The sequence below is a fragment of the Streptomyces liliiviolaceus genome (genome assembly GCF_018070025.1).
Lineage (GTDB): Bacteria > Actinomycetota > Actinomycetes > Streptomycetales > Streptomycetaceae > Streptomyces > Streptomyces liliiviolaceus.
On sequence record NZ_JAGPYQ010000001.1, the window covers coordinates 6,293,480 to 6,316,201 of the forward strand.

The 22,722-nt window shown below is 71.8% G+C and carries 14 protein-coding genes; 1 reads left to right on the forward strand and 13 read right to left on the reverse strand.

Annotated features, from left to right (window positions below; genetic code table 11):
* Positions 1-9: 9 nt before the first annotated feature.
* The 13 genes from J8N05_RS27465 to J8N05_RS27525 form a co-directional block, all read right to left on the reverse strand.
* The gene (locus J8N05_RS27465; protein WP_210887244.1) at positions 10-1,266 is read right to left on the reverse strand and encodes a class I SAM-dependent methyltransferase; all 1,257 of its coding nucleotides are present in this window, start codon (positions 1,264-1,266) and stop codon (positions 10-12) included.
* A complete protein-coding gene (locus J8N05_RS27470) occupies positions 1,263-2,537 on the reverse strand; it encodes a glycosyltransferase (RefSeq protein WP_210890426.1) in 1,275 nt (424 codons plus the stop codon). Before J8N05_RS27470 ends, J8N05_RS27465 begins: the two co-directional genes overlap by 4 nt.
* A gap of 8 nt (positions 2,538-2,545) precedes the next feature.
* Entirely contained in the window at positions 2,546-3,781 is a 1,236-nt protein-coding gene (locus J8N05_RS27475) for an O-antigen ligase domain-containing protein (protein WP_210887247.1), read from the reverse strand.
* Between the two features lies 1 nt (position 3,782).
* Complete coding sequence (locus tag J8N05_RS27480) at positions 3,783-5,240, reverse strand: right-handed parallel beta-helix repeat-containing protein (RefSeq protein WP_210890427.1); 1,458 nt, start codon at positions 5,238-5,240, stop codon at positions 3,783-3,785.
* 81 nt (positions 5,241-5,321) lie between these two features.
* A complete protein-coding gene (locus J8N05_RS27485; protein WP_210887272.1) occupies positions 5,322-7,322 on the reverse strand; it encodes an alginate lyase family protein in 2,001 nt (666 codons plus the stop codon).
* Complete coding sequence (locus J8N05_RS27490) at positions 7,319-9,520, reverse strand: bi-domain-containing oxidoreductase (protein ID WP_210887274.1); 2,202 nt, start codon at positions 9,518-9,520, stop codon at positions 7,319-7,321. Before J8N05_RS27490 ends, J8N05_RS27485 begins: the two co-directional genes overlap by 4 nt.
* A 34-nt stretch (positions 9,521-9,554) precedes the next feature.
* Complete coding sequence (asnB, locus tag J8N05_RS27495; protein ID WP_210887277.1) at positions 9,555-11,483, reverse strand: asparagine synthase (glutamine-hydrolyzing); 1,929 nt, start codon at positions 11,481-11,483, stop codon at positions 9,555-9,557.
* A gap of 3 nt (positions 11,484-11,486) precedes the next feature.
* Positions 11,487-13,016, reverse strand: a complete 1,530-nt coding sequence (locus tag J8N05_RS27500) for a Wzz/FepE/Etk N-terminal domain-containing protein (RefSeq protein WP_210887280.1) — start codon at positions 13,014-13,016, stop codon at positions 11,487-11,489.
* The gene (locus tag J8N05_RS27505; RefSeq protein ID WP_210887283.1) at positions 13,013-14,380 is read right to left on the reverse strand and encodes a Wzz/FepE/Etk N-terminal domain-containing protein; all 1,368 of its coding nucleotides are present in this window, start codon (positions 14,378-14,380) and stop codon (positions 13,013-13,015) included. Before J8N05_RS27505 ends, J8N05_RS27500 begins: the two co-directional genes overlap by 4 nt.
* Positions 14,377-15,687 carry a glycosyltransferase family 4 protein gene (locus tag J8N05_RS27510; protein ID WP_247706516.1) on the reverse strand — a complete coding sequence of 437 codons (1,311 nt, stop codon included), beginning with the start codon at positions 15,685-15,687 and terminating at the stop codon, positions 14,377-14,379. Before J8N05_RS27510 ends, J8N05_RS27505 begins: the two co-directional genes overlap by 4 nt.
* Positions 15,677-16,993, reverse strand: coding sequence for a nucleotide sugar dehydrogenase (locus J8N05_RS27515; RefSeq protein ID WP_210887286.1), 1,317 nt, complete (start codon positions 16,991-16,993; stop codon positions 15,677-15,679). Before J8N05_RS27515 ends, J8N05_RS27510 begins: the two co-directional genes overlap by 11 nt.
* A gap of 82 nt (positions 16,994-17,075) precedes the next feature.
* Positions 17,076-18,554, reverse strand: a complete 1,479-nt coding sequence (locus J8N05_RS27520; protein ID WP_210887289.1) for a sugar transferase — start codon at positions 18,552-18,554, stop codon at positions 17,076-17,078.
* Positions 18,555-19,447: 893 nt separating this feature from the next.
* Positions 19,448-21,397 (reverse strand): ABC transporter ATP-binding protein, encoded by a 1,950-nt coding sequence (locus J8N05_RS27525; RefSeq protein ID WP_210887291.1) that lies wholly within the window; start codon positions 21,395-21,397, stop codon positions 19,448-19,450.
* Positions 21,398-21,586: 189 nt separating this feature from the next.
* Between J8N05_RS27525 and J8N05_RS27530 the strand changes: the two genes are divergently transcribed.
* Entirely contained in the window at positions 21,587-22,549 is a 963-nt protein-coding gene (locus J8N05_RS27530; protein WP_247706517.1) for a lysylphosphatidylglycerol synthase transmembrane domain-containing protein, read from the forward strand.
* Positions 22,550-22,722 lie beyond the last annotated feature (173 nt).

Sequence of the window (22,722 nt, forward strand, 5' to 3'; positions counted from 1 at the left end):
CAATCTCCTTCACGACGCGTCCTCGACGGCCTTGAGTTCCGGTATGACGATGCTGAGTTCCGGTATGGGGAAGACCAGCCGGCCGCCCCACTCGTGCACGAAGGACAACTGCTCGACCAGTTCGGTGCGCAGGTTCCACGGCAGGACGAGCACGTAGTCGGGCTTGTCGGCGGCGATCTGCTCGGGCGCCAGGATCGGGATGCGGGTGCCCGGGGTGAACCTGCCGTGCTTGTACGGGTTGCGGTCGACGGTGTACGCGAGCAGGTCGGGCCGGATGCCGCAGTGGTTGAGCAGGGTGTTGCCCTTGCCGGGGGCGCCGTAGCCGACGACCGTCTCGCCGCGCTCGGCGGCCTCGATGAGGAACTTCAACAGGTCCCGGCGGACCTTGGCGACCCGGGCGGAGAACTCGGTGTACCCGGACAGCTCCTGGAGTCCGGCGGCCTTCTCCCTGGCCAGGACGTCGGCCACCCGCTGCGACGGCTCGCCCGCCACCTCGGCGGGGCGGGCATGGAGCCGGATGGAGCCGCCGTGGGTGGGCAGCAACTCGACGTCCACGAGAGCGAGTCCGCCGCTGGCAAGGGCCCGGATCGCGGACGCGACCGTGTAGTACTGGAAGTGCTCGTGGTAGATCGTGTCGTACTGGTTGTCCTCGATGAGGGTCAGCAGGTGCTGCACCTCGATGGAGACCCAGCCGTCGTCGGCGACCAGGGCGCGCAGCCCCTGGGTGAAGCCGACCACGTCGGGGATGTGCGCGTACACGTTGTTGGCGACGACCAGGTCCGCCGGGCCGTGCTCGGCGCGGACGGCGGCGCCGGTCTCCGGGGACAGGAACTCCGTGAGCGTGGGCACGCCCGCGTCCCGTGCGGCGGCGCCGACGTTCACCGACGGCTCGATGCCCAGGCAGCGGATCCCCCGGTCCACCACGTGCTTGAGCAGATATCCGTCGTTGCTCGCGACCTCGACCACGAACGCGTCGGGGCCGAGGCCCACGCGCTCCACGGAGTCGGCGACGAAGGTCCGCGCGTGCTCCACCCAGGAGGTCGAGAAGGAGGAGAAGTACGCGTACTCCTTGAAGGTGTCCTCCGGGGTGATCAGCGGAGGGATCTGCGCGAGCCAGCAGTCGGTGCAGACCCGCAGGTGCAGCGGGTACGCGGGCTCCGGTTCGTCCAGTTGTTCCGCGGCGAGGAAGCTCTCGCACGGCGGGGTCGCTCCCAGGTCGACGACGCTTTCGAGCGCCGCCGAGCCGCAGAGTCGGCATCGTGTCATCTACTGCCCCCATCCCGCTCGCGCTGGTGCCCCCGGCGCGAGCCAGTGTTTCCCTCACGTAGCGGCGGCGGGCCGTCCCCGCCGCCGGACCGGCCCGCGATCGCGGAGCGGTACCCCTCCACCAGGCGTTCGAGGCCGACGGCCGGGCTGAAGCCCTGCTCGTACCGGCGCCGGGCCGCCCGGCCCATTTCCTGGTTGCGCTCCTGTCCGGCCGTGATCCGGCGCAGGCAGGAGGCGAGCGAGGCGGGTTCGCCCGGCCGGTGCAGCAGCCCGCTCACCCCGTCCTCGACGAGTTCGACGAACGCTCCGTGGGCGGCGGCCACGGTCGGGACCCCGGCCGCCATGGCCTCCACGACCACCAGGCCGAACGCCTCAAGCCAGGTCGAGGGGGCCACCACGGCGACCGACCGCGCGATGGCCTGCCGGCACCGGGCGGGGTCGTACAGGCCGACGTAGCGCACGTCGTCCCGGTCGGCCGCCCAGGCGGTCACCTCGGCCTCCAGCGGTCCCGTGCCGGCGATCATCAGCGGTACGCCCACCCCGCCGTCCGCCGCGAGCTCGTCCCACGCGGCCATCAGCAGCCGTACGCCCTTGGCCTCCGCGAGGCGGCCGAGATAGAGCAGGTGCTCGCCCGCGCCCGTGCGGCGGACGTCCGGTTCGGGCACGAAGTTGTGCTTCACCGCGAGGCGTTCGGCGGGCATCCCGGACCGCACCAGGACGTCGCGCTGCGCGGCGGAGATGCAGAAGAACCGCTCCACGCCGGACCACCACCGCCGCCGGTTGACCGACAGGCTGACCGCGAGCGGCACGGTCGCCAGGCGGGAGCCGCGGTAGCAGCCGTGCCGGACGGCGGGCAGCGGCGACGAGCCGACGCACTCGGTGCAGGGCCTGCCGTCCCGCTGGAGCGTGCCGGGCGGGCAGACCTGGGTGTAGTTGTGCAGCGTGGCGACGGCGGGCACGCCCGCGTCGGCGCAGGCGGCGAGCACCGCGGGCGACAGGAGCGGGAACACGTTGTGGATGTGCACCACGTCCGGCCGCTCGGCCCGGAGCCGGTCGGCCAGCTCCGAGCGGACCGCCGGGTTCCACGGCACCAGGAGCGGCAGCGCCGCCTTGCCCAGCAGGGACCGGCCGGCGATGTCGTCGCTGCGCCGCTCGAACACCTCGACCCGGTGGCCGGCCGCGCGCAGCAGCTCGGCCTCCTGGTCCACGACGTTGTTCTCCCCGCTCGGCTGTGCCGAGTTGTAGCGGTTGTGCACCACGAGGACACGCATGGTCGAGGTCACCTCCCCTCCTTGGCCCAGCGCGGGACATGTCGTCTGGGGACTACGGGCTTCAACGGGGGCGCCGGCGGCGCGGGAACCGCCAACAGGGAGGCGGCCAGGGCCAGATGGAGCAGATACGGCGAGGCGTCGCCGAGGCCCGCCTCGGTGTACGACGCGATCGCGCAGTAGCTGATCAGGAAGATCGCGCAGGCCCTGGGCAGCGAAGGCGGTCGCAGCAGCGCGACCCCGCCCAGCACGGCGAAGACGGCAGCGACGAGGGTGACGCCGATCCAGCCCTGCTCGTGGTAGACGGCCAGCCAGCTGTTGTCGATGGGCAGTCCGCCGAACGACTTGTCGCCCAGGCCCATGCCGAACAGCTTCTCCCCGACCGTCCGGGGTTCCGCCAGCAGGGCGTCCCAGACCTTGGCCCGGCCGGTGAGGCTGGTGAGGTTCTCCTGGCTCTGGCCGCGCAGGAACCAGGTCCGCAGCGCGGAGGCGAACCCCACCGCGGCCACCACGGCGACGAGCACCGCCCAGGTGAAGAAGCGGCGGGCGGCGGCGCTGGTCAGGACGAGCGAACCGATCGCCAGCACCAGCCCGATGAGCATGCCGATGGTGGCCGTGCGGGTGTGGGTCAGCGCGAGCAGGACCAGTGAGGGCACGATGACGACCGTCGCGCTGGTCCGGTCGGCCCGGCGGCCCAGGACGAGCAGCACGGTGAGCCCGATGATCACCGCCGCGTACTGGCCGATCTGTGGCGGGGTGAGCGGCCACAGGGCGCCGACCAGCCGTCCGCCGTACAGCTCGGGCATGGCCGCGCCCGGGGAGACGATCAGCCCGGCGGCGACCGACCCGAGCACCGCGAAGTACATCCGGATGTGGTGCCGTACGAAGGTCAGGTCGCCGTCCCACCAGCGGCTGAGCAGCCACAGCGTGCCGACGAAGAGGGCCAGCCGGGTGCAGCGGAACAACGCGCCGAGCCCGGACTCCAGTTGGAGGCTGGAGATCAGGCTGGGCACCAGCAGCAGGGTGAGCAGGAGCACGAAGGCGCTGGCCCGGATGCGCAGCCGGAGATTGAGCGCGAGCGCCAGCGTGAACGCGGCCACCAGCGCGCCCATGGTGACCAGCTGGATGAGCGAGCGCGGCAGCGGGACGATGGTCTTCGCCCCCGCGGAGCCCAGCGTGTTGAGGATCAGCAGTCCCCAGACGACGCCGACGAGCTTCGGTGTGCCGCTCCTCAGGTCCTCGGTCATCTCAGTCACCGGCCTGCGGGTCGAGGGTGCTGCCGGTGTCCTGCCGGTAGGGCGTGTCCTGCCACTGGCCGAAGTCGAGCACCTGGCTGGGGTCGTGGGCGACGAACTGCCAGGGTCCGACGTACACGTTGTCGTGCCAGCGGTTGTGCTGCCTGCGGGTGATGGCCTCGGCCACCTTCTCGCCCTTGTACGGCGACCACTTCGGGTAGGTGCCGTAGTTGGACAGCACCGCCATGCGGTCGCACTTCGCGGTGCACTTGACGACGGACTTGTCCAGCGTGAAGCGGTTGTCGTGGATGTCCACGCGCTGGGTCTTCCACCGGCAGTCCCCGTACAGCGGTGCTTTTGCGATCGCGGGCCGTACGCAGCGGTCGGTGTCCCGCGTCAGCAGGGTGCAGTCGCCGGACGAGGTGTTGGCGGGGCTGTTGCAGAACCGGTCGGCGTTCTCCCACAGGGTGATGCCGGACCAGTTGTCCTCCAGTACGTTCCCGTAGATCTCGATCTTGTCCGTGCGGGCGCGGACCCGGGGTTCGCCGCCGGACTCGGACAGGTAGACGGTCGCGAAGGGGAAGCTGTCGCCGCTCTCGGCGTATCTGCGGCCCTCGACCCAGTTGTTCCGCCGGATGGTGTTCTTCCGGATGACCGCGTTGTAGCTGGTCTCGTACATCAGCGCGGCGCCGTCGTTGTCCTCAAGGACGTTGTCCTCGATGCGGAAGTCGTTGTTGTTGGTGTCCGCCCACAGTCCGGCGCCGCGGTTGTCGTGCACCCAGTTGCCGCGGATGTCGGCGCCGTCGACGGCCCAGAACTTGATGCCTCCGGTGCAGCCGCAGCCCTCGCGCCGCCGCTCCCAGTCGCCGGTGTTGTTGCCCGTGATCTCGTTGCCCTCGACGACCAGGTCCTTGAGGGTGTCGCCGGACTTGTAGGCGTTCATGCCGTACTGGCCGTTGTCCCGCAGGCAGCTGGCGCGGACCTGCTGGCGGGCTCCGGCCATCAGCCCGGCGCCGGAGTTGCGCTGGATCGTGGCGTGCTCGATCACCCATCCGTCGGCCGAGTCGTGGTTGACCACGCCCTCGTCGTGCGGCGCGACGAAGTTCTGCACGGTCAGATGGCGGATGGTGACGTCACGGGCGGTGCCGCCGAACGCGTACTGGTTGGTCCTGCGGCCGTCGAGGACCGCGCCCGGCGCGCCGAGGTAGCGGTCCCCCTTCTTGGGGATGACCTGCGCGTAACGGTCCGCTTCGAGTCGGTGCGTGCCCGGCTTCAGCCAGAACGTGGTGTTCGGCGGGCTGCTCTTGGTCCTGGCGGCCAGGTCGCCGGTCTTCGCGGGGTCGACCGTCACCGCTCCCGCCGGTGCCTTCGCCGGCCCGGCCGCGGGCTTGGCGCACACGCCCGCCACGGACCGGGCGCCGGACGTGGACGGCGCGGCGGTCGGTTCCGACGGGGCGTCCGGCGTGTTCATGCAGCCGGTCGCCAGCACGGCCAGCGCCGCCAACGGCAACGCCCGCCTCCGCCACTTGAATCGCACGCTTCCTCCCCCTTTCTAGTCGCGGACTTTCGAGTCGCGGAAGCTGAGTACGGTCGTGAACCGCCGTGCGCTGTCGGCGAAGCCGGTGCCGACGAGCGTGGTGGCGGGCTCCTTGCGTCCGAAGCCCGCGGAGTACCAGCCGAGCGGCGGGTCGCTCTCGCCGCGGTGCGCCCGCCAGCTCAGCTCTCCCGGCAGATCGAGGACGGCGGAGCGCCTCTCGCCGTCGCGCGTCCAGGTGAGTACGGCCCGGCTCCCCGTCAGGTCCGCGGTGATCGCCGGTCCGAGGTGGAAGGCCAGGCGTGCGGCCCGGCGCGGTCCCCGTACCTCGTCGACCACCCGCAACTCGGCCGGCGCGTCGGTCAGTTCCACCCGGCGGCGGTGCACCGAGCCCTGGTAGCCGTCGTGTTCGGCGCACCAGCGGGTCACCCCCGCGTCGAGGACGCGGGTGCGGGCGTGCCGGGTCCACAGGAACGGGCCGCCGGAGACGGACTGGTCGGTGCCGTCCAGTTCCAGGGTGTTGTGGCCGAGGGTGGAGCGGAAGTACCGCCGCCACTCGGGCTGCCCGTGGTAGCAGAACGTCCCCGGGTCGGCGAGGACGTCGACCCCGTCGTGCCGGACCTCCACGGACAGCGCGTCCGCGTGGGCGTGCGCGGCGATGGACAGGAAGCCGTGCGGGCCGCCGTCGCAGCGGCACCAGATCCCGTCCGGGCCCCGCAGGACGGTGAGCCCGGCGTCGGCGAAGTGGGCCGGGCGGTTCGCCGGGCGGGTCACCGCCGCCGTGGTCCCGTGGTGCGGGGACGGCTCGTTCTCCGCGTTCGGCCGCGCCTTCGCGTACGGGCGGATGAGCGCGGCCAGCAGCGGGGTGCGTACGTCGGTGCCGGTCACCGTCGGCCACCAGTCGAGGCGGCCGAACACGGCGTCCCCGGTGGCCAGCAGCGAGGCCCAGCGGTCGGTGCCCGTGCCGTCGACGACCAGACCGTGCCCGTCGTCCGCGTCCCCCTGGCGCGGTGGCCGCAGCCGGTCGTCCACGACGGCGGCGAGCGCGTCCGTCATCCGCAGCAGCACCAGGCGGACCGTCTCGGGGACCGGTACGTCGGCGGCGTCGGCCTCGGCCAGCGCGGCCAGGCCGAGTTCCAGGACGAGTCCGTGGTATTCGCTGGCGAGTTCGCGGTTGAGGCCGGAGAGGAAGGTGTTGGCGCGCAGATGCCGGTCGAGGGACCGCAGCGCGTCGGTCCGCCACCGGCCGGAGGAGGGGAACCAGTCGAACGCGCAGGCCGCGGCGAACTGTCCGGCGGCCTCGGCGATGATGTGGTTGTTGGCCGACGAGCCGCGGCTGGGGAAGGCGGCCAGCCAGCGCTGGTGGTGCCAGATCTGGTTCCGCGCCACCGGGTCGTCCTCGAAGAGTCCGGCCGCGCCCGGCCAGCCGTCGAGGAGCCGGCGGATCCACACCCAGGACAGCAGCCGGATCCCCAGCTCGATCCCGCTGATCCAGTGCACACCGTGCAGCGGCGGGTTGACCGTCCACCAGGACCGCAGATGTGCGGCCACGCGCTCGGCGTACCGCTCGTCGCCGGTGATCGCGTAGGCGGCGGCGAGCACGGTGAGGTACTGGTGCCGGGACGGCTCCCAGATCTGCTTGATGTCCCCGGCCGCGTCCTCGCTGCGGTACGGCACGTCGAAGGCGTAGCCCCCGGGGGCGCGGCGTCCGGTCTTCGGGTCGTACCACCAGTCCGGGTCGGCCAGGTCGTCGCGGACCACGCCGAAGAACTCGGCGTGGCCGTCCATCAGCCGGTCCGCCTCGGCGACGAGCCGTTTCGCGGCGTCCGGGGGTATCGCGGCGAGCGTCCCGGCGGGCAGAGACGCGGTGAACCGGGCGCCGGTCACGCTCGGCGCGGCGGGCGGCTCGGCCCGCCACCGCCGTCTGCGTACGGTGTCGCCCGCCCGGCCGGCGACCTCCAGCGGTCCCATCCGGGACAGTCGCCGCAGGTACCAGCCCGCGGTGGTGCTCACGGTCATCGCGCCCTCGCCAACGTCACCGGCGCGCCCCCGGCCAGACCGGACGGCACGGCGAGGGTGGCCGCCGTGGTGGCGACCAGCGACTCCAGCGGCACCGGCATGGGCCCACCGGTCCGCACGGCCTTGACGAACGCGGCCAGTTCGGCGTTCTGGCCCTTGTCCCGGGCCTTGGGCAGCCGTGAACTGACCCACCGCTTGCGGCCGTACACCGAGGCACGGACGAAGTCGTCGAGCCGCAGCACCTTGCCGTCGGCGACGAGGTCCAGGGTCTCCTTGGGGAAGCCGGCCGCGCCCGTGGTGACGTAACTGATGGTGGCGGTGGACCCGTCGGGGTAGCGCAGCACCACGTTCAGGTCCTCGTTGCCGGGCGCGGCGGTGGCGTACACCGACACCGGGTCCGCGTCGAGGAGCCAGCTCGCCGTGTCGATGAAGTGGCCGCCCTCGCCGGCGAAGCGGGAGCCCTCGGTGCCCTGTTGGAGGTACCAGCTGCCGTGCTGAAGTCGGCCCGCGTTGACCAGGTAGCGCAGGCTCGCCGGGCCGGTCCGGGTACCGAACTTCTTCCTGGCCTCCTGGAGCAGCGGGGCGAAGCGGCGGTTGAAGCCCACCTGCAGCCGGTCGTTGCCGGACTCCTCCACCGCCGCGAGCACACCCGCCAGCTCGTCCTCGGAGAGGGCGAGGGGCTTCTCCACGAAGACCGCCTTGCCGGCGAGCAGCGCCCGGCGGGTCAGTTCGGCGTGCGAGCTGTGCCGGGTGACGACGAACACCGCGTCGACGGACTTGTCGTCGAGCACGGCGTCGAGGTCGGTGCTCGCCTCCTTGAAGCCGAACCTCCGCTTCGCGTTGGCCGCGGACAGGGCCGTCGTGGTGACGACCGTGGACAGCTCGACGCCGTCGCGCTGCGCCAGGTGCGGCAGCAGCATCGACGTCGCGTAGTTGCCCGCGCCGGCGAACGCCACCCGCACGGGCGCGTCGGCCGGCCGGGCCGGGGTGGACGCTTTCCCACCGCGTCGCACCTCGGGCACGGTCACCGAGGGCGCGGGGGTCTCCGCGGAGGCCTCGGCCGGGTCCTCGGCGGGGCCGGGGTAGCGGAACAGCACGGCGACGGCCTTCAACTCGCCGTCCTTGAGGCGCTGGTACGTCTCCACGGCGTCGTCGAAGTCGGCGACGTGCGAGATCAGGGGCTCCACGTCGACGCGGCCACGGGCGGCGAGATCGAGGAAGCACGCCAGGTTGCGGCGCTCGGTCCAGCGCACATAGCCGATCGGGTAGTCCCGTCCCTCCAGCTCGTACGACGGGTCGTAGCGCCCGGGGCCGTAGCTGCGGGAGAAGCGGACGTCGAGTTCCTTCTCGTAGTACGCGTTCCAGGGCAGGTCCAGCCGGCACTTGCCGATGTCGACGACCCGGCCGCGGTCGCGGCAGAGCCGGGCGGCCAGTTCGACGGGCTGGTTGCTGCCGCCGCCCGCGGCCAGATACACCTGGTCCACGCCGTGGCCGTCGGTGAGTTCGGCGACGGCGGCCTCCACGGCCGCGGACGCGGGGTCGCCGCAGGCCGCGGCGCCGAGGCGCTCGGCGAGTGCGCAGCGCGCCGGGTCGGGGTCGGCCCCGACGACGCGTACTCCCGAGGCGGTCAGGAGCTGGGCCACGAGCTGCCCGATCAGGCCGAGGCCGATGACCAGCGCCACCTCGCCGAGCTGCGGCGCGCCCTGCCGGACGCCCTGCATCGCGATCGACCCGACGGTGCCGAAGGCCGCGTGCCTGGGCGCGAGACCGTCCGGCACCGGGGTGTAGAGGTTCTTCGGCACCCAGTTCAGTTCGGCGTGCAGCGCGTGCTCGTTGCCCGCGCAGGCCACGAGGTCGCCGACCTTCACGTCGTCGATGCCGGGGCCGACCTGCTCGACCGTCCCGCACAGCGAGTAGCCGAGCGGCGTGTACGAGTCGAGCTTGCCCATGACCTTGCGGTAGGTGGCGGGCACCCCGTTGGTGGCCACGCTCTGCATGACCTTGGCCACCTGGTCCGGCCGGGAGCGGGCCTTGCCCACCATCGACATACCGGCCTCGGACACCTTCATGAGCTCGGTGCCGGTGGAGATCAGCGAGAAGGCGCTGCGGACCAGCACGCCGCCGGGCTTGCACCCCGGCACGGGCACGTCGAGCAGCGCCAGTTCGCCGCTCTTGTAGTTCTGCACAACCTGTTTCACCCGGGCTCCTCTTGATTTCTACGCCGTCGTGCCGTCATGCCGCCTGGCTCCGGTCGGAGCCGGAAGTCGCGTCGCGGTACCAGTACTCAAGGGTCAGGACATGCCACAGGTGCTTGGAGAAGTCCCGCTGTCCGGCGGCGTCCTCGGCGACCATGCGGGCCAGGGCGTCGCGGCGCAGGATCCCGGAGTTGACGAGCACGCCGTCGTTCACCACCTCGCGCACCAGCGGAGCCAGGTCCCGGCTCATCCAGGCCCGCAGCGGGGCGCTGAACAGGCCCTTGGGCCGGTAGACGATCTCCCGGGGCAGGACCGAGGTGGCCGCCTCCTTGAGGACCGCCTTGCTCTGCCGTCCGGCGATCTTGCGATTCCCGGGGAAGGCGAACGCCGCCTTGACCACCTCGACGTCCACGTACGGCACGCGCACCTCGGTGGAGGCGGCCATGCTGGAGCGGTCGGTGTAGGCGAGGTTCAGGCCCGGCAGGAACATCCGGGCGTCGCCCAGGCACATGCGGTTGACGAAGTCGTCGAGGTCGTTGTCCTCGTAGACGTCCGCGTGCTCGGTCAGCACGTCGTCGACCGTCCCGGCCAGGTCAGGATCGACCAGGGCGAGCAGTTCGTCCTGGTCGTACATGGTGTAGCTGCGCCGGAACGCGGTCTCCTCCGGCAGGTCGGCGAAGGAGAGGAACCGTTTCGCGAAGCGCACCGACCGGAAGCCGCGGCGCGAGGTGGCGACCGGCAGCCGGTCCACCGTCGCGGACACACCGCGCCGCAGCGGACGCGGGACGCGCTGGTAGCGCAGCGCGAGCAGATTCGCGAGGTGCTTGCGGTAGCCGGCGAACAGTTCGTCCGCGCCCATGCCCGAGAGCATCACCTTGACCCCGGCCTCGCGGGCGGCCGAGCAGATCAGAAAGGTGTTGATCGCGGCGGGGTCGCCGATCGGCTCGTCCAGGTGGTGCGTCATCCGCGGCAGCAGGTCGAGCACGTCCGGGGCGATCTCGATCTCGTGGAGGTCGACGCCGAACTGCCCGGCGACCTGCCGGGCGTAGCGCAGGTCGTCCGGCATCGCCTCGAACTTGGCGTCCTCGGCGCGGAAGCCGATCGTGTAGGCGGAGATCCCGGGCCGGTCGCGGGCCGCCAGCGCGGTCAGATAGCTGGAGTCGAGACCGCCGGAGAGGAAGGTCGCCACGGGCACGTCGGAGAGCAGGTGCTGCCGGGTCGACTCCTCGACGACGGCGGCCAGGTCGGGGAGTTCGCCGCTGCGGGCCCGTTCCTGCCCCTCGGCGGCGACGTCCTTGAGGTTCCAGTACCGGCCGCGCTCGATCCGGCCGTCGGGCCGGCAGCGCAGCCAGCTGCCCGGCGGGAGTTTCTCCGCCTCGCTGAACGCGCAGCGCGAGTCCGGCACCCAGTAGTAGAGGAGCGAGGCCACCAGCGCCGCTTGGTCCACCTCCAGCGTTCCGCCGGTCACGGCGGCGAGCGCCTTGAGTTCGGAGGCGAACATCAGGCCCTTGCCGCGCCGGAGCAGGAACAGCGGTTTGATGCCGAGCTGGTCGCGGGCGAGGACCAGTTCACCGGTCCGCTCGTCGAAGACGGCGAACGCGAACATGCCGCGCAGCCGGGGCAGGCAGTCGGTGCCCCAGCGCCGCCAGGCCTCAAGGAGCACCTCGGTGTCGGAGGTGCCGCGGAACCGCACCCCGGCGGCGGCCAGCTCGGTGCGCAGCTGGGGCGCGTTGTACAGCTCGCCGTTGTACGTGAGGGAGAGGCCGTCGGAGACCATCGGCTGGGCGCCGGTCTCGGACAGATCGATGATGGCCAGCCGACGGTGCCCTAGGTGCACTTCGCCGTCACCGGCGCGGTGGCTGTAGCGGCCGGCGCCGTCGGGGCCGCGGTGGGCGAGGACATCGGTGAGCCGGTCGGTCACGGCCTTGCCGTCCGGCCACAGGTACGTGCCTGCGATGCCACACATGATCTACCTGGCCTCCTGGTCGCTGTACGGGACGCGTGCGGCCGTCATGGAGGGCCGTTCGGTTCGCGGCTGGCCTGTCCCGGCCTGCCGGGCGGGCCGCTCATGGGCGCCGCGTAGCGCGGTGTGCAGCCCGTCCCACAGCGTGCCGTCGGTGCGGTCGCGCGGATCGGGGTCGATCAGCACCACGCCGATCACCGGGATGCGCTGGTCGGCGAGTTGCCGTGCCACGGTGTGCAGCCAGGCCGCGCTGCCGTGTCCGGCGCGCACGACGAGCACTGTCTGGCCGCCGAGGTACTGGAGGTCGGTCCACGCGGTGCCGGGCGCGACCGAGCCGACGCCGAGCCGGCGGGCCTGTTTCGGTACGGCCGCGGCGTCCTCGCCCCTGACCACGGTGGGGCCGCCGGGCTCCTGCCGGCTGTTGGCGAGTTCCCGTCCGGGCAGACCGTCGATGACGACGACCGGTCCCTCCGTCGCCAGTGCTCGGGCGACGTTCAGGGCGATCACGCTGGTGCTGCGCGCACAGCCCAGTTCGAGCAGCGAGACGGGTTCCGCGGAGCCTCGTACGGCGCGGGCCAGGGTCGCGGTGAGGCGTTCGCGGGCCGCGCGGGTCCGCCGGGGGCGCCAGAGCCCGGCCGACCAGCGGGGTATCGCGCGCAGTTCCGCGACGACGGAGGCGCCCAGGTTCGCCGCGATCTCCTTGCGCAGTACGGGGCGGTCCGCCACCACCGTGCCGACCGCGGCGAGGCCGAGGCCGAGGACCAGCCCGAGGACGAGCCCGATCACCGCGTTGGTGGCGGCCGATCGGGGCAGGGAGTGCTCGACCGCGCGCGGGGCGTCCACGATCTGGGTGCCGGCGATGACCTTGGGTGTACCGGTGCGCGCGTCCGCGGCGCGCTGGTCGAAGTCGGCGATCCGCGAGTTGAGCAGGGCGCGGCGGGCGAAGAGGGACTCAAGGCCCGCCGACGCCTGGGGGTCGCTCTCCGGTGAACGGTCGCCGATCGCGTTGTTGACCTCGGTGAGCTCGTCCCGCATGCGGTCGCGCTGGTCGAGCAGGGCCTTGGCCTCGGCCTGCGCGGCCTCCCGCATCCTGCGCACATGGTCCGCGACGAAGGCGTCGGCGAGCGCCTTGGCGCGGGCCACCGCCTCCTCGTCGCTCTTGCCCGTCACATCGATCTGCAGCAGGTTGTTGGTCAGGCCGGTGCCCCGGTAGTCCTTCATGAAGTCCTCCGGTTTCTCCGGGGACTTGAGGGCTTGGAGGGCCTTGTCGGCGATCCGTGTGGTGCCGAGCAGCGCGACGTCGGTACGGATCAGTGTGCCGGTGTCGTTCGGCTGGTCGTCCTGGTGCACGACCAGCACCTTGGCCGTCGCGCTCGGCGAGGGCGGCAGCAGGACGGCCACGGCCGCGCCGAGCAGCAGCCCCAGCAGTGCCACGGAACCCCAGAGGCGGCGGCGCCTGCGCACCGCCACGACCAGCGCGTGCAGATCGAGCAGCGGGGTGGCGGCCGACGACTCCGCTGTCGTACTCGTCGTCATGCCGGACCTCCCGTGGTGCTGCCGGGAACCGCGAGCGCCAGCGGGGTGCTGTCCGCGGGCCGGTCCGTGGACCGCGCCGGCCGGGCCCGGACCGTGTCGGCGACGACGATGCCGACGATCTCGTGTCCGGCGTCCGCGCCGGCCTCGGCGACGGCGGCGAGCTCCGCGGCGGTCCAGCTGCCCGCGCTGAGCACGACCAGGACGCCGGACTCGGTGTCGCGGTCGGGGAGCAGCGGCTGGGACATCGCGACGTCCACCACCCGCAGCACCGGATCGCTCTTGGCCTCGGCGACGAGCTGGTCGGCGGCCCGGCGGGCGGTCCCGTCGCCGTCCGGTACGACGACGAGCAGCCGCCGGGGGGCCGGCAGCTTGTTGCGCAGGCGTACGCACACCCGCCGGTAGCGGATCCGGCGGCCGGCCTCGTCCGCGGAATTCTGCGGGTCCGGGGCGTCCCACCGGGTGTCGACGCCGAGCAGCCGGCGGATCCGGGCCGCCCGGCCGCGGTCCCGCTGCCCGTGCGCGGGCCGTTCCTCGGGTACGTCGACGGTGCCGAGCAGTGTCGAGCCCAGTGCCGCGGCGATCTCCGGTTCGGTGCGCAGCCGGCGGTTCATCCGGGCGGCGGCTAGATGGGCGACGACGGTGAGCAGGAACGCCAGCAGCGCCCCGCCGGCGATGAGTTGCACCCTGGTCGGTGGCGCCTCGCCGGTCGGCCGGGCCGCCGGGCCCATGACCACCATGCCGGCCTTGCTGGTCGCCGGGTCGGCCTCGTCGAGTTTCTGCATGGCCTCTTCCAGCGCTGTGCGCAGATTCGCGAGCGCGGTGCGGGTCTGCACGCTCTCCACGGTCTGTCCCGGATTCGCGGCCTTGGACAGGTCGGTGATCCGGCGGTTGGTCTCCTCCACCTGCTGACGCAGGGCCTCGGGGCCCGTGGCCGCGTCGGAGTCGGTGCTGTCGCCCGCGACGCGCGCGGCGAAGGCGACGAACTGCTGGGCAGACCGGTCGGCGAGCCGCTGGGCGCGCTCCGGGGTGTCGGCCGTGCCCGAGATCTTGATGATGTTCCCGTTGGCCGCGGCGGCGGTCACCTCGTCCCGCAGGTCGCTGCCGCTGACGCCCTGCCAGTGGAGGGTGGCGGCCACGCGGTCGATCACGACCGAACTGGTCGCGATCTCCGCCTGGGTGAGCAGTTCGCGCTCCTCCCACTGCCCCGGCAGCAGGACCGATGCCGAGGCCGTGTACGTCGGCGGGAACAGCACCGAGGCGCCGTAGCCGACGAGCCCGCCCACCACCACGAGGAGGGCGAGGAGCCGCCGGCGCCGGCGGAGAATCCGCCCGATCGTGACCAGGCGTATCGTGTCGTCGCTCAACGGAGCGGCCTCCTCCCTGTGCGGGTGGGGCCGCCCGCCGACACCGGGGTGCGGTCGCGGCAGGCAGCGGTGTAGGCGGCGAGCAGTGCCGCCTGCGAGTTCCGCCAGGAGAGCTGTCCGCCGATCCGCTCCTGGCCGGTCCTGCCCATCTCGGCCCGCTTCGCCGGGTCGTCCAGCAGCAGCGCGACGAGCTTCGCGAACTCGGCCTCGTCGTTGGCGGGCGCGTAGACGGCGGCGTCGCCGGCGGAGACGCGTGCCTCACGGAGGTCGAAGGAGACGATCGGCCGGCCCATGGCCATGTACTCCAGGACCTTGTTCATGGTCGACACGTCGTTGAGCGGGTTGCGCGGGTCGGGTGACAGGCACACGTCCGCGGTGGACAGGTAGCGCACCAGGTCGGCGTCCGGGATGCGACCGGTGAACTGCACCTGTTCGGAGAGCCCGAGCTTGCGGGACAGCTCCACCATGGCGTCGAAGGCGTCGCCGGAGCCGACGAACACCGCGTGCCAGTCGGTCCGGCCGAGGTCGTCGCGCAGCTTCGCGAGGGCCCGCAGGGCGTAGTCGACGCCGTCCTGGGGGCCCATGACGCCGAGGTAGCACAGCAGATGGGGCTTGCCGCGCTTGAGTTCCGGCTCGGGCGGTACCGGCCGGAACCGGTCGGTCTGGGGCGCGCTGCGCACCACGAAGACGTCCTCGGGCCGCTGCCCGCCCCGGCTGACCGCGACGTCGCGGTAGCTCTCGTTCGTGGCGAGCACGATGTCCGCGGCCCGGTACGTCATCCGTTCCAGCGCGCACACGCCGCGGTAGAGCAGGTCCTCGCCGCGGTCGAACCGGGAGAGGTACAGCTCGGGCACCAGGTCGTGCTGGTCGAAGACGAACCGTGCGCCGCGCCGCTTCATCCACAGCGCGGGCAGGAACAGCAGGTCGGGCGGGTTGCAGGCGTGGACCACGTCGACCGGGCCGACCTTGCGGGCCAGCCGGAGCGTGTGCCACAGCGCCGCTCCGTACTCCCGCAGATAGCCGGCCGGTCCGCCGGTGGCGGCGCGCAACGGGTAGCGGTGGATCCGCACCCCGTCGATCACCGCCTCCGGCTCGGTGTCCCGTTTGGTTCCCCGCGGGCAGATGACGTGGACCTCCCAGCCCGCGTCGCGCAGTGTCGTGCACTCCTGCCAGACCCGCCGGTCGAAGGGCACCGACAGGTTCTCCACGAGAACCAGCGCGCGCCGGCCGGTCGTGTCGGTGCCGGGCCGGTCGGTGCCGGTCGTGTCGGTGCCGGTCGTGTCGTCGGACGATGTGTTACCAAGCAAGGCCCATGTACCCCGGTTCGGTCCGGCGCGCCTCGGCGTCGGGAAGGTGGATGAGATCGATGAGCACGGGGCCCTCGCCATGGGGCAGTGCCGACAGGACGGCCGGATCGCGGGTGCCGATCAGGCAGACGTCGGCGTGGTCGAGCACTTCTTCCACGGAGTCCGCGAGGAGGTGCGCGAGGTGCGGCAGCCGGGTTTCGATGTACTCGCGGTTCGCGCCGAGCAGCCTGGAGAGGCTGACGTTGGCGTCGTAGATCTTCAGGTCGTAGCCCTTGCCGAAGAGACGTTCCGCCAGTTCGACGAGCGGGCTCTCGCGCAGGTCGTCGGTGCCGGGTTTGAAGGACAGCCCGAAGAGTCCGGCCCGGCGTTTGCCGGTGCGTTCGACCATCTCCACCGCGCGTTGCAGATGGGCGGAGTTGGAGGGCAGCACATGGGACAGGATGGGCACCTGGACGTCGGCGCGCTGTGCCGCGTGGACCAGGCTGCGCAGGTCCTTGGGCAGGCAGGAGCCGCCGAAGGCGAAGCCGGGCCGCAGATAGGCGGGGCTGATGTTCAGCTTGCGGTCGGCCAGGAAGACGTCGATGACCTGGTGCGAGTCCACCCCGAGCGCCTGGCAGACGGCGCCCAGTTCGTTCGCGAAGCCGATCTTGAGGCCGTGGAAGGCGTTGTCGGCGTACTTGATCGCCTCGGCCGTCGGGACCGGTACCCGGAACACCTCGCCGGGCAGGCCGTCGTACAGCGCCCGCACGGCGTCGCCGCTCGCCCGGTCGAGTTCGCCGATGACGGTCTTGGGCGGGTCGAAGAAGTCCCGCACGCTGGTGCCCTCGCGCAGGAACTCCGGGTTGACCGCGACCCCGACGTCCACGCCGGCCGTGCCGCCGACGTACTTCTCCAGGATCGGCAGGAGCAGGTTCAGACAGGTGCCCGGGAGCATGGTGCTGCGGAACACGACGGTGTGCCGTCCGCCCCGTTCGGCGAGCGCGGCGCCGATCTCCTCGGTGACGCGCTCCAGGTAGGTGGTGCACAGGCTGCCGTTGGCCTCCGAGGGTGTGCCCACGCAGACCAGCGAGATCTCGCTGTCCATGATCGCCTCACGGACGTCGTCCGTGGCTCTCAGGGCGCCGGTCCGTACGACGTCGGCGATGAGTTCGCCGATACGTTCCTCCACCACCGGGGCCTTGCCCTCGTTGACCAGGTCGACCTTGACCTGGTTGACGTCCACCCCGATGACCTCGTGCCCCATGCTGGCCAGGCACGCGGCTGATACGCAGCCCACGTAGCCGAGCCCGAAAACGCTGACCTTCATGATCCGTTTCTCCCCCCATGCAGGCCCTCCCGGCCCGCGGTCCGTGCGCCTACCGGCGTTCCTCGCCGCACTCCCCCGCGCATCAGTACGCCCCGTGTCCGTAGAGCACCGCGCGTAGCGTCTTCCACAAGATCACCGTGTCCAGGGCGAGCGACCAGTCCTCCACGTACCGCAGGTCGAGGCGGACCGCCTCCTCCCACGGCAGGTCACTGCGCCCGCTGATCTGCCACAGACCGGTGAGTCCTGGTTTGACCAGCAACCGCCGCCGGATGTCCGGGCCGTACGCCGCGGACTCCTCCGGCAGCGGGGGTCTCGGGCCGACGAGCGACATCGATCCGGTGAGTACGTTGAACAGCTGCGGCAGTTCGTCGATCGAGTAGCGGCGCAGTACCGCTCCCACCCGGGTCACCCGTGGATCCCGGCGGAGCTTGAACAGCAGACCTGCGCCTTCGTTGCGGTCGGCCAGCGCGGTACGGGCCCGGTCGGCCCCGGCGACCATCGTGCGGAACTTGTAGATGGTGAACTCCTGGCCGTCCTTGCCGACTCTTCGCTGGCGGTAGAACGCCCCGCCCCGGCTGTTCGTCATCACGAGCAGCCCGACGAGCACCATCAGCGGTGCGAACAGCATCAGCAGGACCGCCGCGCCCAGCCGGTCGACGATGCCTTTGACCGCCCGGCGTCCGCCGGTGAAGGCCGGCATGCTGACCCGCAGCAGCGGGATCCCGAGGACGGCGTCGACGTGCAGCCGCGGGCCGGCCACCTCCATCAGCACCGGGGCCACGACCATCTCGGCGTCGCTGCCTTCGAGGTTCCAGGCCAGCCGCTGCAGCCGGTCCGGTGACCAGTGCGGGTCCGGCGTGACGGCGACGACCCGGTAGCCGTCACGGCGTACGTGGTTGGCGACGTCGGCCAGCCGGCCGACGACCGGCACTCCGTCCAACTCGTCGCCGTCGGGCCCGAGTCCGTCGGTCGTGCAGACCCCGTCCACCCGCCAGCCGAGGTGCGGGAACTTGCGGGCGCGGGTGATCAGATCACGTACGGTCTCCGGGCTCCCGGCGGCCAGCACCGGTCTCAGGCACTGCCCTTCCTTGCGCTGTCTGTGCAGCCTGAGGCGCAGCAGATAGCGCGCGATCATGGTGACGATCGCGATCGCGGGTATCGCGACGAAGATCCAGAGTTTGATGTTGCGCGAGGTCAGGGCGATTCCCCCGAGCGCCAGGACGACGGCCGCGGTGAACAGCGAGCGTCCGAGCCGGCGGAATTCCTCGGCTCCCTGGCCGAGCACGGCCGGAGCCCACGACCGGCTCACCGCGAGCGCTCCGAGCACCAGCAGTTCGGTGCCGAAGGCGAGGATCACCCATTTCTCGTGCCAGTTGGCCGCGTCCCGGGCCCCGAAGAAGTTGCCGATCCCCGCCACCACGACAGCGGTCGCCACCGTGTCGGTGATGATCACGGTACGGCGGTAGCGCTGTTCCCAGTCGCTCGCGGGCCGGCTGATGGTCTCGTTCGCCAGTCGCCCGCGTGCCGACGGAAAAGGGTTGACTAGATCCCCCCGCTGCACAGAACCCCCCAGGTCCGCAGTGGTTCGACGTGTTCGTACGACACCGCCCCTCCCCCCGGGAGGCCCCCGCCTCCCGCACCGGTCTCCCCCCGGGAGGCCCCGCCCCCCGTGTCCGCGCCGTTCTTCCCCTCGGGAGGCCCCCACCTCCCGCGCATGACGAATCCGTTGTGCGGGCGTTACTTGGTCAACGCACCCCGGCTACGGCGGACTCGAAGGTCGCGCCGGACTCTCAAGGTGCGCGGAGTCCCGTCGGAACCCCGGGTGCTCCCCGCACTCGAAGGTCCTCCCGGGCTCCGGGAATGGATCACTGCCGCGTCGGGCGTCTGGGACGCGACCACTACCTGTTTATGGCGCCAAACCTTTTGATCATTATTTGTCGCCATGTGTCCGAACAGCTGAAGCACGGTCAATCTAGACCATGAAGACCAGTATGTAGAGGGGATGTGTGCAACTTGCGCTCATCTTTTGAGTCTTGAGAGTGCCTTGACGAAAAACGCGTGCCGTGTGACCTGTGAACCGCTCCGGGGTCGGTGGAAGCTATGCGCGTTGACTCCAGCCGCCGACCGGGGCCTGTGGTGGGCGTGATGGCAGCTCACGCGCTAGTGGGACGGGGTGCGCCCGGTCGAACCGTGAAAGCGCTGGTAGTCGAACCGGGCGATCCACTTCGCGGCATCGGGACCGGCGCCGGGGAGGCCGCGCGAGGGCCGACAGAGCTTGATCGACTCCCTTGGACGGGAGCCGATCAAGGCTTCGGGAGCACCCGCTCCGGGGCGTCGCCGACGGTACCTATCGAGTCGCCGGCGCCGTTCCGACGGAGACATTCGCCGAACATGAAAGGCCTGTAATGACCGTCCGCGTCCGAATGACGAACCCGCCGGACCTTCACGCGCCGGCTACGCGACCGCTCCAGGCGCGACCGTCCCTCCCGCAACAGCGATCCCGGCCACTTCCGCCCCGTCCGCCACGCCTCGGCCGTCGCGGACCGGTTTGTCGAACTGGGTGCGGTACAGCTGCGCGTACCGGCCGCCCGCGGTCAACAGCTCGTCGTGCGTGCCGCGTTCGACGATGTGGCCCGCCTCGACCACCAGGATCAGATCGGCGGCCCGCACCGTCGACAGCCGGTGGGCGATGACGACCGCGGTGCGTCCCTCCAGGGCTTCGGCGAGGGCCGCCTGGACGGCGGCCTCCGAGGTGTTGTCCAGGTGGGCGGTGGCCTCGTCGAGGACGACCACGCGCTGGCGGGCGAGTAGCAGCCGGGCGATGGTCATGCGCTGGCGTTCGCCGCCGGAGAGCCGGTAGCCGCGCTCGCCGACCACCGTGTCGAGGCCGTCGGGCAGGGAGCGCACGAGGTCTTCGAGGCGGGCCCGGCGCAGCACCTCCCACAGGTCGTCCTCGGCGGCGTCCGGCCGGGCGAGGAGGAGGTTGGCGCGGACCGACTCGTGGAAGAGGTGGCCGTCCTGGGTGACCATGCCGAGGGTCGCCCGCATCGACTCGGCGCTCAGGTCGCGGACATCGACGCCGCCGATGCGTACGGAGCCCCCGTCGGCGTCGTACAGCCGGGGCAGCAGTGCGGCGACGGTGGACTTGCCCGCGCCGGACGAGCCGACGAGGGCGACGGTCTGGCCGGGTTCCGCGCGGAAGGAGATGCCGTGCAGGACCTCGGCGCCGCCCCGGGTGTCGAGCGCGGCGACCTCCTCCAGGGAGGCGAGGGAGACCTTGTCGGCGGACGGGTAGGCGAAGCGGACGTCGGTGAACTCGACGGAGGCCGGTCCCTCGGGCACCGCGCGGGCGTCCGGTTTCTCCTCGATGAGCGGCTTCAGGTCGAGCACCTCGAAGACGCGCTCGAAGCTGACCAGCGCGCTCATGACCTCGACGCGCGCCCCGGCGAGCGAGGTGAGGGGCGCGTACAGGCGGGTCAGCAGGAGGGCCAGCGAGACGACGGCGCCCGGCTCCAGGCTGCCGCGCAGGGCGTACCAGCCGCCGAGGCCGTAGACCAGCGCAAGGGCCAGGGCGGAGACGAGGGTGAGGGCCGTGATGAACGCGGTCTGCGCCATCGCCGTGCGCACGCCGATGTCCCGTACGCGGCGGGCGCGGGCGGCGAACTCCGCGGACTCCTCGGCGGGGCGGCCGAAGAGTTTGACCAGGGTGGCGCCGGGCGCGGAGAAGCGTTCGGTCATCCGCGTGCCCATCGCGGCGTTGAGGTCGGCGGCCTCGCGCTGGAGTCTCGCCATGCGCCTGCCCACCCGGCGGGCCGGGATCACGAACACCGGGAGCAGGACGAGCGCCAGCAGGGTGATCTGCCAGGACAGGGTGAGCATCACGGCGAGCGTGAGCAGCAGGGTCACGACGTTGCCGACCACTCCGGAGAGGGTGTTGCTGAAGGCACGCTGGGCTCCGATCACGTCGTTGTTGAGACGACTGACGAGCGCGCCCGTACGAGTGCGTGTGAAGAACGCGACCGGCATGCGCTGCACATGATCGAACACGGCTGTCCGCAGATCGACGATGAGCCCCTCGCCCAGCGTCGCGGAGAACCAGCGGCTCACCAGGCCGAGCGCCGCCTCGGCGAGCGCGATCACCGCGATGAGCAGGGCGAGCCGGACGACCGTCCCCTCGTCGCCGCCGGCCACGATCGCGTCCACCACACGTCCGGCGAGGACCGGCGTCGCCACGGCGAGCAGGGCCGTCGCCACGCTCAGCACCACGAACTGTCCGATCCGGCGCCGGTGCGGACGGGCGAATCCGGCGATACGTCGGAGGGTGGCGCGGGCGAAGGGCCGGCGCTCCCGCTGGGCGTTCATGACGCTGTACAACTGCGTCCAGGCTGTCGTCTCCATACTCATGGGACCGACCGTAGAACCTCAAGTTTTATTGAGGTCAAGGGAATGACGATGACACTCACCGAAACGAATTACCTTCCCGGCATCCCGGCTCCCGCCGAGGCGGGCGACGCGAGGCCGTGCGCAGCGTGTCAGCCCTCGTCCCCGTGTCCGCAACCCCCCGTTGGTGCGGCACGGAAAACCTCTTGCGATGTGACGGTCGAACGGCTCCCCCACAGCCTCCCCAGACGCCTTCCGGTCCGGCAGATCCTCTGCCTGCTCCCGCTCGCCCTCGTGGCCGTGGTCGCGGTGCAGCACCGGTCCGTGCTCGCGGAGGGCTTTGGGTATCTCGCCTCGGCGAAGTGGCCCTGGCTGCTGGCCGCCGCCGCCGCGACCTGTATGACGTGGGTGGCGGCCTCCGTCACCCGGCAGGGCGCCCTCGTCCAGAAGCTGCCCAAACGGCGGCTGCTGGCGACGCAGTTCGCGGCGGGCGCGGCCAACCACCTCCTGCCGACGGGCCTCGGCGCGAGCGCCGTCAATCTGCGGTTCATGACGGTGTGCGGGGTTCCGCTGGCCCGCTCGTCATCGGCGCTCGCGCTGTATCTGCTGGCGGAGTCCGTCGCCCGGGTCGGGCTGCTGCTGGGCCTGCTGATCGCCTTCCCGGACGCGCTGCGGGTGGGCGGGCTCCTCCCGGACGGCGCGGTGGGCCCGCTGCTGCTCACCGTCGGCGCGGTGGTGCTGGTCGCGGTGACGGTTCTGTTGCTCGTACGGCGGGTGCGGACCGCCGTGTTCTCCTTCCTGCGGACCGCGCTGGGCGAGGCGCGGTCGGTGCACACGCGGCCCGTTCGCGCGCTGGCGCTGTGGGGCGGCTCGTTCTCGTTCCCCGTCTTCCAGGCGGCGGGGCTGGCCGCGGTCGGCCAGGCGCTGGGGCTGCCGGTGCCTCCGCTGCACATCGCGGTCGCCTATCTGGCGGCCACGGTCGCCGTCGCGCTGGTGCCGACGCCGGGCGGGATCGGCTCGGTGGAGGCCGCGCTGATCGTGGCGCTGGTCGCGGCGGGCGGGCCTGCCGCCCTGGCGACGGCGGTGGTGCTCGCCTACCGCATCATTACGGTGTGGCTGCCGCTGCTGCCGGGGGCGCTCACGCTGGGCGCGCTGGTGCGGCTGAAGATGATCTGACGCCGCGCGTCCGTGCGGCTTGCCGGAGTGTGGCGGGTGCGGTTGCGCTGTGGCGCTTGCGGGAGTGTCGCGGCTGCGGGGAGTGGTGGCTGGCCGCGCAGTTCCCCGCGCCCCTGAAGGCGGGGCTGCGCCCCTGCCTTCCCGCCGTTCCCCGTGGACCTGAAAGCGGGGCT

Excerpts from the sequence above, each read along its gene's own strand:
- J8N05_RS27465 (WP_210887244.1), bottom strand. The coding sequence starts at position 1,266 with ATGACACGATGCCGACTCTGCGGCTCGGCGGCGCTCGAAAGCGTCGTC.
- J8N05_RS27470 (WP_210890426.1), bottom strand. The coding sequence starts at position 2,537 with ATGCGTGTCCTCGTGGTGCACAACCGCTACAACTCGGCACAGCCGAGC.
- J8N05_RS27475 (WP_210887247.1), bottom strand. The coding sequence starts at position 3,781 with ATGACCGAGGACCTGAGGAGCGGCACACCGAAGCTCGTCGGCGTCGTC.
- J8N05_RS27480 (WP_210890427.1), bottom strand. The coding sequence starts at position 5,240 with ATGAACACGCCGGACGCCCCGTCGGAACCGACCGCCGCGCCGTCCACG.
- J8N05_RS27485 (WP_210887272.1), bottom strand. The coding sequence starts at position 7,322 with ATGACCGTGAGCACCACCGCGGGCTGGTACCTGCGGCGACTGTCCCGG.
- asnB (WP_210887277.1), bottom strand. The coding sequence starts at position 11,483 with ATGTGTGGCATCGCAGGCACGTACCTGTGGCCGGACGGCAAGGCCGTG.
- J8N05_RS27500 (WP_210887280.1), bottom strand. The coding sequence starts at position 13,016 with ATGACGACGAGTACGACAGCGGAGTCGTCGGCCGCCACCCCGCTGCTC.
- J8N05_RS27515 (WP_210887286.1), bottom strand. The coding sequence starts at position 16,993 with ATGAAGGTCAGCGTTTTCGGGCTCGGCTACGTGGGCTGCGTATCAGCC.
- J8N05_RS27525 (WP_210887291.1), bottom strand. The coding sequence starts at position 21,397 with ATGAGTATGGAGACGACAGCCTGGACGCAGTTGTACAGCGTCATGAAC.